General features: G+C 64.6%; 11 protein-coding genes. All 11 read left to right on the top strand.

Annotated elements, in window-relative coordinates; translation table 11 throughout:
• Positions 1–804: 804 nt before the first annotated feature.
• Positions 805–1,158 (top strand): ATP synthase subunit I, encoded by a 354-nt coding sequence (locus tag AAF184_22710; protein ID MEO0425165.1) that lies wholly within the window; start codon positions 805–807, stop codon positions 1,156–1,158.
• A gap of 8 nt (positions 1,159–1,166) precedes the next feature.
• Positions 1,167–2,030, top strand: coding sequence for a F0F1 ATP synthase subunit A (gene atpB / locus AAF184_22705; GenBank protein ID MEO0425164.1), 864 nt, complete (start codon positions 1,167–1,169; stop codon positions 2,028–2,030).
• A gap of 79 nt (positions 2,031–2,109) precedes the next feature.
• On the top strand, positions 2,110–2,367 hold the full coding sequence (gene atpE, locus AAF184_22700) for a F0F1 ATP synthase subunit C (protein MEO0425163.1): 258 nt from the start codon (positions 2,110–2,112) through the stop codon (positions 2,365–2,367).
• 169 nt (positions 2,368–2,536) lie between these two features.
• Positions 2,537–3,007, top strand: a complete 471-nt coding sequence (locus tag AAF184_22695; protein ID MEO0425162.1) for a F0F1 ATP synthase subunit B — start codon at positions 2,537–2,539, stop codon at positions 3,005–3,007.
• Positions 3,008–3,010: 3 nt separating this feature from the next.
• On the top strand, positions 3,011–3,547 hold the full coding sequence (locus AAF184_22690; GenBank protein ID MEO0425161.1) for a F0F1 ATP synthase subunit delta: 537 nt from the start codon (positions 3,011–3,013) through the stop codon (positions 3,545–3,547).
• Positions 3,548–3,587: 40 nt separating this feature from the next.
• Positions 3,588–5,129: a F0F1 ATP synthase subunit alpha gene (atpA, locus tag AAF184_22685; GenBank protein MEO0425160.1), complete on the top strand. Its 1,542-nt coding sequence runs from the start codon at positions 3,588–3,590 to the stop codon at positions 5,127–5,129.
• Between the two features lie 41 nt (positions 5,130–5,170).
• Entirely contained in the window at positions 5,171–6,034 is an 864-nt protein-coding gene (gene atpG, locus AAF184_22680; protein ID MEO0425159.1) for a F0F1 ATP synthase subunit gamma, read from the top strand.
• A gap of 90 nt (positions 6,035–6,124) precedes the next feature.
• Positions 6,125–7,504 carry a F0F1 ATP synthase subunit beta gene (atpD, locus tag AAF184_22675; GenBank protein MEO0425158.1) on the top strand — a complete coding sequence of 460 codons (1,380 nt, stop codon included), beginning with the start codon at positions 6,125–6,127 and terminating at the stop codon, positions 7,502–7,504.
• 38 nt (positions 7,505–7,542) lie between these two features.
• On the top strand, positions 7,543–7,962 hold the full coding sequence (locus AAF184_22670) for a F0F1 ATP synthase subunit epsilon (protein MEO0425157.1): 420 nt from the start codon (positions 7,543–7,545) through the stop codon (positions 7,960–7,962).
• A gap of 100 nt (positions 7,963–8,062) precedes the next feature.
• Positions 8,063–8,563, top strand: a complete 501-nt coding sequence (locus tag AAF184_22665) for an acyl-CoA thioesterase (protein ID MEO0425156.1) — start codon at positions 8,063–8,065, stop codon at positions 8,561–8,563.
• Positions 8,564–9,021: 458 nt separating this feature from the next.
• Positions 9,022–9,827, top strand: an 806-nt coding sequence (locus AAF184_22660; protein MEO0425155.1) for an NTP transferase domain-containing protein, incomplete at its 3' end; no start/stop codon positions are given.

Raw genomic sequence — 9,827 nt, 5'->3', positions numbered from 1 at the left:
CCTCGTCGGCGACGCTCAGGGCGGGTAACAAGAGGACCAGAAACGCAGCGCGAAACGCAGACATACGAGGCTCCAATGCGGGTGAAGACGGGCAAGGATAGTGTGTGACCGGGCGAGGTGCATCGCTCGCGCCGTTCGATGGGCTCGGCGCCCCCAACACGCGCTACAGTTTTTGCGTCGTGAGCGGGGCGGGCGTAGTCCGCTTGGACTTTGACGGTACGGACTCACGTATCGCGAGATCAGGAGTCGTCCGGCGTGGACGGTCCATCGGTCACGCTGCCAGGGATGATGCCCGACACCCGGATTTCGTCGCCTTCGCAGACCGTTGTTGCGCACAACACTGCGGCGCGAGGCCTGGCGAGCACGCTCGGGCGCATCGAAACGCGTGCGGCCCGCCATCGCCAGCCATCCCCCGCGACCGCCTTCCAGGCGCCCTCGCAGCACGGTCTACGCACGTAAGCCACGGAAATCCTGGGGCCGCTGGGGAACGACGGTGGGCGAGGCTGAGCGGTCGTTCCGACCCTGCTGAGCGGCTTGCGGCAAACCCTTACAGCGCAGTGACGCACCGCGACGAATTGCTGTTGTGGGACTACAGACCGCTCTCTATAATGCCGTCGCCTCGGTAGGGGTCTGGAGCCATTTCGCTCCGCCTTCGTACCGGAACGGCTGCGATGATGCGATAAAAATGACGCTTCCTGCGGCAGACGAGCCCAATTCGGTTTCGCGCGACGCGTCCCGTACGGCTTGCCGTCGGTTCCCGCGCCAGGGAGGCGCCTCGCAGCCAACAGTTCTCAGCAGCACGCCGTGAGAGACATCCTCGCCATCCTGCTGATCCAGAGCGCCCTCGGCTGTGCGCTCGCCGCCATCGTCTGGCTGACGGTGGGTGGCGACGCTGCCGCCGCTGCGCTGCTCGGAACGGGGATCTGCGTGCTTTCCCACGGCTTTTTGGCCGCGAGGCTGCTGCTGAGCCCAGACGCGCGACTCCTGCGAGCGCTGTGGCTGGGCGAGATCGGAAAAATCGCGTTGACGGTGGTCCTCTTCGGAGGCGTGCTGGCAACGCTGCAGCCACCGCCGCTGTGGCTGCTACTTGGGTACATCGTGGCACAGCTCGGCACCTTTTCGGGCCTGCTGCTGCCGTCGGACAAACGAGGGGCATGAGCGACAACATGGCCGAAGAGACGCACGGTGCGACGGAGGCTGCCGCCCACGGCGGTGAACATGCTGGCGAAGCCGGCAAAACCGTCAACGAGTACATCACCCATCACTTGCAGAACCTCACCGTCTGCACGGATGAGACCGGCATCGTTTGGAATCACTGCTCGGGCAATTTCTGGGCCCTGAACGTCGATTCCATGTTCTTCGCCGTCCTCCTCGGCGGCCTGTTCTGCTTCCTCTTCGGACGCGTGGCCAAAAGCGCCACCACGGGCGTGCCGGGCCGCTTCCAGGCCTTCGTGGAGATTCTTGTCGAGTTCGTCGAGGGCTCGGTGAAGGACATCTACCACGGCGACAGCAAACTGGTCGCGCCCCTGGCCATGACCATCTTCGTCTGGGTGTTCCTCATGAACACCATGGACCTGATTCCCGTCGACTGGCTGCCGTGGGTCGCCCACGGCATGGGCATCGAATACCTGAAGGTGGTGCCGACCGCCGACCTCAACGTCACTTTCTCGCTCTCGATCAGCGTGTTCCTACTGAGCATCTGGTTCGCCGTGCGTAAGAAGGGCGTCATGGGGTGGGTGAAGAGCTTCACCATGCACCCGTTCAATCATCCGGCTGCCATTCCCTTCAATATGGCGCTGGAAGTGCCCGCCATGCTGGCCAAGCCGCTCTCGCACTCGCTGCGTCTGTTCGGCAACCTCTTCGCCGGCGAGCTGATCTTCATTCTGATCGGCCTGCTCGGCTTCTGGCAGGTGCTCGGCCCCCACTTCGCGTGGGCCGTCTTCCACATCCTTGTGATCGTGCTGCAGGCCTTCATCTTCATGATGTTGACCATCGTGTACCTGAGCTTGGCAGAGGCAGACGACCACTAGCCTCTTTAATTTCGCGCGCCCCTGCGAGGGGGCTCGCATCGACCGTATAACTTGATCTGATCCTAGTAGGAGAACTTCGATGGAAACCGTACTCGGCTTCACCGCACTCGCCGTTGCAATCGTGATCGGTCTTGGCGCCCTGGGCGTCGGCCTCGGCATGGGTCTTCTCGGTGGCCGCTTCCTCGAGAGCGCTGCGCGCCAGCCCGAGCTGATGCCGATGCTGCGCACCAACCTGTTCGTGATCGTGGCCCTGCTCGACGCCGTAGCAATTATCGGTGTGGCCATCGGCCTGATCATGCTGTTCGCCAACCCGCTGGTGGCCGTGCTTCAGGGCTAAGCCCGCGGCACTTTTGGCCGGGGCGAGCGCGCTTCAGGGCTGCAGGATCCGAGAGGGCCTGCGCCTGACCCGTGAGGGTCGAGGGCATCGCTCCGGAGGGAGCCGCGACTGAGGTCTCAGCGATCTCGCCGTCGCGTCCTTCGGGTCATTCCGCAGTGGAGAACACAACGTGGATTTCAACAGCACCCTAATCGGTCAGACCATCGCGATGATCATCTTCGTGTGGTTCTGCACGAAGTACATCTGGCCACCGCTCATCGATGCCATCGAGGCCCGTCGCAAGACCATCGCCGACGGTCTGGCAGCGGCCGAACAGGGGCAGAAGGATCTGGAAGCCGCCAGCGCCACCGCCGGCGGCGTCGAGCGTGATGCGCGCGACAAAGCCTCCAAGATCATCTCCGAGGCCGAATCTCGCTACAACGAGATCATGGAACAGGCGCGCACGGACGCCCGCGGCGAACGCGAGCGCCAGCTGGCCGCTGCCCAGGACGAAATCCTGCAGGAGCGCAACCGGGCTCGCGACGAGCTGCGTGCCGAAGTGGCGGGCCTCGCCCTGACCAGCGCCGAGCAGATCGTGCGCCGCGAGATCGACGCGGCGGCACACAAGGACCTGCTCGACGAGCTGGTCGCGAAGATCTAGCCCATGGCAGATCACGCCACCATCGCTCGCCCCTACGCCCGTGCCGCCTTCGATGTGGCCCACGGTGCCGGTCAGCTCGGCGCTTGGGCCGATGTGCTCAACATCGCCGCCGCGGCGGTCGCCGATCCGACCGTACAGGCGCTGCTCGACGATCCGGCCCGCGACCCCGCGGCCCAGGCCGCGCTGCTGCTGGGCCTGTTCCCGGAAGCACCCGGTGCCGAGGCGAGCAACTTCCTGCGCCTGCTGGCGGACAACGAGCGCCTCGAAGCGCTGCCTGACGTCGCCACGCAGTTTGCGCAGATGAAGGCGGCTGCCGAGCACACGCTCGAGGTGGAGGTCGTCTCCGTCGAGCCGATCGACGAGCAGGCCCGCACCGCTCTGGCCAATGCCCTTCGCGCCCGCCTGGGTCGCGAGGTGCAGATCAACAACACGCTGGACCCCGAGATCATCGGCGGCGTGGTGGTGAAGGCCGGTGATCTGGTGATCGATGGCTCCGCCCGCGCGCGACTGGACCGCCTGGCCAGCACGCTGCGCGCATAGAACCGAATACACGAACGGAATTTGAAAAGAGGTCTGGACCATGTCGTTGAAGGCATCTGAGATCAGCGAGCTCATCAAGGAGCGCATCAAGAACTTCGACGCTGCTGCGGAAGCGCGCAACGTCGGCACCATCACGCTGCTCACGGACGGCATCGTGCGCATCCACGGCCTCGCCGACGTGCAGTACGGTGAGATGATCGAGTTCCCGGGCGACACCTTCGGTCTCGCACTCAATCTGGAGCAGGACTCGGTCGGTGCGGTGATCCTCGGTGACTACAAGCACCTCTCGGAAGGCGACACGGCCAAGACCACCGGGCGCATCCTCGAAGTGCCCGTCGGCAAGGGCCTGCTCGGCCGCGTAGTCGATGCCCTGGGGCGTCCCATCGACGGCAAGGGTGAGATCAGCTACGACGGTTATTCGCCGATCGAAAAGGTGGCGCCGGGCGTGATCGCACGCCAGTCGGTGGATCAGCCGGTGCAGACCGGCCTCAAGGCCATCGACGCCATGGTGCCCGTCGGCCGCGGACAGCGTGAGCTGATCATCGGCGACCGCCAGACCGGTAAGACCGCCGTCGCCGTCGACGCCATCATCAACCAGAAGGACTCAGGCATCTTCTGTATCTACGTCGCGGTGGGCCAGAAGGCCTCTTCCATCGCCGGCGTGGTGCGCAAGCTGGAAGAGCACGGCGCGATGGAGAACACCATCGTAGTCGCCGCTTCCGCCGCCGAATCCGCCGCCCTGCAGTACATCGCGCCCTACGCGGGCTGCACCATGGGTGAGTACTTCCGCGACCGCGGTGAAGATGCCCTGATCATCTACGACGATCTGTCCAAGCAGGCCGTCGCCTACCGTCAGGTCTCCCTGCTCCTGCGTCGTCCGCCCGGCCGTGAAGCCTACCCCGGTGACGTGTTCTACCTGCACTCGCGCCTCCTCGAGCGCGCTGCACGCGTGAACGCCGACTACGTGGAGAAGATCACCAACGGCGAGGTGAAGGGCAAGACCGGTTCGCTGACCGCCCTGCCGATCATCGAGACCCAGGCCGGCGACGTGTCCGCGTTCGTACCGACCAACGTGATCTCCATCACCGACGGTCAGATCTTCCTGGAGTCGGACCTCTTCAACTCCGGTATCCGCCCAGCCATCAACGCCGGCCTCTCCGTGTCGCGTGTGGGTGGTTCGGCGCAGACCAAGATCATCAAGAAGCTCGGCGGCGGTGTGCGTCTTGCCCTGGCCCAGTACCGCGAGCTGGCGGCCTTCTCGCAGTTCGCCTCGGACCTGGACGCGGCCACGCGCAAGCAGCTCGAACGCGGTAAGCGCGTCATGGAGCTGATGAAGCAGAAGCAGTACGCGCCCCTGAGCGTGGCCGAGATGGCTCTGTCCCTATTCGCCGTCAACGAGGGTTTCCTCGACGAAGTGCCGGTGGAGAAGGTGGTGGACTTCGAGGCGGCCATGCACGCCCACGCGCGCAGCAACGCCGGCGAGCTGCTGGACAAGATCAACAGCACGGGCAAGTACGACGACGACATCAAGGCCGGTATGAAGGCCGCCGTCGAAGCCTTTGTCAGCACGGGCGCCTACTAAGGTTCTCAGGCGAAGCGTACCGCTCGTAACGAGGTTGATCGATGCCAGCAGCTAAGGAAATCCGGACCAAGATCAAGAGTGTCAAGAACACTCAGAAGATCACCAAGGCCATGGAGATGGTGGCCGCCAGCAAGATGCGTAAGGCTCAGCAGCGCATGCAGGCGTCCGTACCTTACGCCGAGAAGATTCGCACGGTGATCGGTCACGTGGCCGAGGCCAACCCGGATCCGCGCCATCCGTTTCTGGTCGGCCACCCTGAGATCCAGAAGGTCGGCTACATCATCGTGTCCACCGACCGTGGTCTTTGCGGTGCCTTGAACGTCAACTCCTTCCGTACTGCGATGGAGGCGATCGAAAAGGACCGCGAGGCCGGGCGTGACGTGTCCGTCTGCCTCATCGGCACCAAGGGCATCACCTTCTTCCGCCGTCTCGGCATGGACATCATGTCGAGCACCTCGCAGCTAGGCGATTCGCCGAAGCTGAGCGACCTGATCGGCACCGTGAAGGTGATGCTGGACGCCTACGCGGAAGGCAAGCTCGATCAGCTGAAGCTGGTGCACGCCGAGTTCGTGAACACCATGAGCCAGAAGCCTATGGTGAAGCAGCTGCTGCCGATCGAAGCGGAAGACTCGGAAGATCTCCAGGACAACTGGGACTACATCTTCGAGCCGTCCGCCGAGGCCCTCCTCGACGGGCTGGTCATGCGCTACATCGAAGCGCAGGTGTATCGCGGGGCGGTGGAGAACGTGGCTTGCGAGATGGCCGCACGAATGGTCGCCATGAAGAGCGCATCGGAGAACGCGGGAACGCTGATCAACGATCTGCAGCTCATCTACAACAAGGCGCGCCAGGCGGCGATCACCCAGGAGATCTCGGAGATCGTGAGCGGCGCCGAGGCCGTCTAAGGCTGCGGGCGACGCAACGAACGCACGAATTCATTATCGAAATCATCAGCCGGCGCGGCCGGCGGAACTGACAAGACAGAGGCGAGAAGTATGAGCGTTGGCAAGACGGTGCAGATCATCGGGGCCGTGGTGGACGTGGAGTTCCCGCGCGATGCCGTGCCCAAGGTTTACGACGCCCTGCGCCTGGAAGAGCGCGGCCTGACCCTCGAGGTGCAGCAGCAGCTCGGCGACGGCATCGTGCGCTGCATCGCCATGGGCGCCAGTGACGGCCTTCAGCGCGGCATGGACGTGTCCAACACGGGCGCACCGATCTCCGTGCCCGTGGGTCTGAAGACCCTGGGCCGCATCATGGACGTGCTCGGCGATCCCATCGACGAGAAGGGTGACATCGGCGCCGAGGAAAGCCGGCCGATCCACCGCTCGCCCCCCGCCTACGAAGATCAGGCACCCGCTACCGAGATCCTGGAGACCGGCATCAAGGTCGTCGACCTGATCATGCCGATCGCCAAGGGCGGTAAGGTTGGCCTCTTCGGCGGCGCCGGCGTGGGCAAGACCGTGACGCTGATGGAGCTCATCAACAACATCGCCAAGGAGCACGGTGGTTACTCCGTGTTCGCCGGCGTGGGTGAGCGTACTCGTGAGGGTAACGACTTCTACCACGAGATGACCGACTCCAAGGTCATCGACAAGGTGGCCCTGGTCTACGGTCAGATGAACGAGCCCCCGGGCAACCGCCTGCGCGTGGCCCTGTCGGGCCTCACCATGGCCGAGTTCTTCCGCGACGAGGGCCGTGACGTCCTCATGTTCGTGGACAACATCTACCGCTACACGCTGGCCGGTACCGAGGTGTCCGCACTGCTGGGTCGTATGCCCTCTGCCGTGGGTTACCAGCCGACCCTGGCCGAGGAGATGGGTGTGCTCCAGGAGCGCATCACCTCCACCAAGACCGGCTCGATCACCTCCTTCCAGGCCGTGTACGTGCCTGCGGATGACTTGACCGACCCGTCGCCGGCCACCACCTTCGCGCACTTGGATGCCACCCTCGTGCTGTCCCGTCAGATCGCGGAGCTCGGCATCTACCCCGCCGTGGACCCGCTCGACTCCACCTCCCGCCAGCTCGACCCGCTGGTCATCGGCCAGGAGCACTACGACACGGCCCGCGCCGTGCAGGGCGTGCTCCAGCGCTACAAGGAGCTGCAGGACATCATCGCGATCCTCGGCATGGACGAGCTCTCCCCTGAGGACAAGCTCACCGTGAGCCGCGCGCGTAAGATCCAGCGCTTCCTGTCCCAGCCCTTCCACGTGGCCGAGCAGTTCACCGGCACGCCGGGTGAGTACGTGTCCCTGAAGGACACGATCCGCGGCTTCCAGTCCATCGTCGACGGCGACCATGACGACCTGCCCGAGCAGGCCTTCTACATGTGCGGCAAGATCGAGATGGCCGTGGAGAAGGCACGGGAGATGAGCTGAGCCTCGCGGCTTAGTTCTTCTACGAAGGAGCCTCAAGCATGAGCACGATTCAGGTCGACATCGTCAGCGCCGAGGGAGAGATCTTCTCCGGCGAAGCGGCCATGGTGTTCGCGTCCGCCCGTGAGGGCGACGTGGGTATCGCGCCCCGCCACGCCCCGCTGCTTACGGACCTGCGCCCGGGTGATGTCCGGGTGCAGTTGCCCGAGGGCGGCGAGGAGCTGCACTTTTACGTGTCCGGCGGATCGCTGGAGATCCAGCCGCATCTGATCACGGTGCTGGCCGACACGGTGGTGCGCGCGGCGGATCTGGATGAGGCGGAGGCCGAAGAGGCCATGCGCCGTGCCCAGGACGCGCTGAACGACCAGGCCGCCACCATCGATTGGGCACGCGCTCAAGCCGAGCTGGCTGAAGCCGCCGCCCGCCTGCGCGCGATCCGCCGCCTGCGCAAGCAGAGCTGACCTACGCCGATGCCGCGGCCCAGTGCCGCGGCGTGCCTTGCGAGGGCGCAATCCCGAGGCGCCCACTCCGAAACCGACGTCCGCACAGGTAGCCGTCACCATGAGCGATCGTCCCCGCAAGTCCCTCACCATGACTGTGCTGATGACGCCGGACATGGCCAACTTCGCCGGCAACGTGCACGGCGGCTCCCTGCTCAAGCTCCTCGACCAGGTGGCGTACGCCTGTGCCGCCCAGTACTGCAAGTCCTACGTCGTCACCGCCTCCCTCGACCACCTGGCCTTCAAGGCCCCGATCAAGGTGGGCGAGCTGGTCACCTTCCTGGCCCACGTGAACTACACCGGCAAGACCTCGATGGAGGTCGGCGTGAAGATCATGACCCAGGACCTGCACACGGATGAGCAGCGCCACGCGTGCAGCTGCTACTTCACCATGGTGGCCAAGGACGATCAGGGCCACTCCCGCCTAGTGCCCCAGCTAGAGCCGGAGAGCGATGTGGAGCGGGCCCTCTACGAGGCGGGACGGATGCGTCGGGAGATGCGTCGGGAGATGCTGGAGCGCAATCGCGCCCTGCACGTGGTGGTCGATCAGCCGCTCGACTGAGCCTCGCTCCTGCGGCTGGCTTCCCAGCCAATCCGCTGATTTGAAGGTATTTTTAGAAGCTAAGATATTCTAGAAATTATCTAATGATTTGGATGCGGAGCGGGTGCAGGCCGACTCACACCTAATTAACTAGCACGCTTTTTCTAGAATGACTTCCTTAAGGGTTGCGGGCGTTTCACGGCTTGGATTGAGCGCCGCGCAGTGCTCAGAGCCTGGTCATGCCCGCCCGCGCCCGGATCACCCAGGGATGCCTCGTCCGACACCGTCGCGCTCACGGTGCCATCCAATTAGAGGTCTTTTACTAGAAATTTATCCCGCTTATTTCGCTCTGTTTTCAAATGTTTTTTGCCGTGATGTGACGCCTTGAGCACTAGTCACTGGACCCACGGAAAAGAACTGGTCACGCTCGCCCCACCAGGCAGGCCCGCGCCCCGTGGGCGTATCGCCAAGGAGTCCATGTGAAGCTCGACATCGTCATCCTCGCCGCCGGTAAGGGCAGGCGAATGAACTCCGATCTGCCCAAGGTGCTGCAGCCCCTCGCCGGCCGCCCGCTGCTCGCCCACGTCATCTCCACCTGCCGTGAGCTCCCCGAAGCGAAGGTCCATGTGGTCTACGGTCACGGCGGAGAGGCCGTGCGCGCCGCCTTCCAAGACGACAGCACCCTCCAATGGCACCTCCAGGCAGAACAACTCGGCACGGGGCACGCGGTGGACTGCGCCATGGGCGCGCTTGGTGACGATGACTCCCTCGTGCTGGTGCTCTATGGCGACGTACCCCTGGTCACGGCCGCCACCCTGGAGCGCCTGATCGAGCAGACCGAACCCAAGGTCCCGGGCCATGCCACGCCCGCGGACCATGACTCCGCGTCGTCGCAATTTCCGGTCCGCACCGACGCCCTCGCCCTGCTGACGCTCCACGCGCCGGACCCCACGGGCTACGGCAGGATCGTGCGCGACGATGCTCACCAGGTGCAGCGAATCGTCGAGGAGAAGGATGCGGACGCGGCGCAACGTCGGATCCAGGAGGTCAACACGGGCGTGTTGGCCTGTCGCACGGGCCTGCTCCGGCGCTGGCTGAAGCACCTCGACAACGCCAACGCCCAGGGCGAGTACTACCTGACGGACGTCATCGAAATGGCCGTAGCGGACGGCATCCCCGTGAACGCGGAGATGGTCCACGACGAAGACGAAGTGCTGGGGATCAACGATCGCCTCCAGCTCGCGGCCGCAGAAACCGCCCTACGCCGGCGCACCGCCAACGCCCT

The organism is Pseudomonadota bacterium (assembly GCA_039815145.1).
Lineage (GTDB): Bacteria > Pseudomonadota > Gammaproteobacteria > Steroidobacterales > JBCBZW01 > JBCBZW01.
This window is presented reverse-complemented; position numbering and strand designations above follow the sequence as displayed.

What these genes read in the sequence shown, in the direction of transcription:
- atpB (MEO0425164.1), top strand. Translation starts at nt 1,167, where the DNA reads ATGGCCGAAGAGACGCACGGTGCGACGGAGGCTGCCGCCCACGGCGGT.
- atpE (MEO0425163.1), top strand. Translation starts at nt 2,110, where the DNA reads ATGGAAACCGTACTCGGCTTCACCGCACTCGCCGTTGCAATCGTGATC.
- AAF184_22690 (MEO0425161.1), top strand. Translation starts at nt 3,011, where the DNA reads ATGGCAGATCACGCCACCATCGCTCGCCCCTACGCCCGTGCCGCCTTC.
- atpA (MEO0425160.1), top strand. Translation starts at nt 3,588, where the DNA reads ATGTCGTTGAAGGCATCTGAGATCAGCGAGCTCATCAAGGAGCGCATC.
- atpG (MEO0425159.1), top strand. Translation starts at nt 5,171, where the DNA reads ATGCCAGCAGCTAAGGAAATCCGGACCAAGATCAAGAGTGTCAAGAAC.
- atpD (MEO0425158.1), top strand. Translation starts at nt 6,125, where the DNA reads ATGAGCGTTGGCAAGACGGTGCAGATCATCGGGGCCGTGGTGGACGTG.
- AAF184_22670 (MEO0425157.1), top strand. Translation starts at nt 7,543, where the DNA reads ATGAGCACGATTCAGGTCGACATCGTCAGCGCCGAGGGAGAGATCTTC.
- AAF184_22665 (MEO0425156.1), top strand. Translation starts at nt 8,063, where the DNA reads ATGAGCGATCGTCCCCGCAAGTCCCTCACCATGACTGTGCTGATGACG.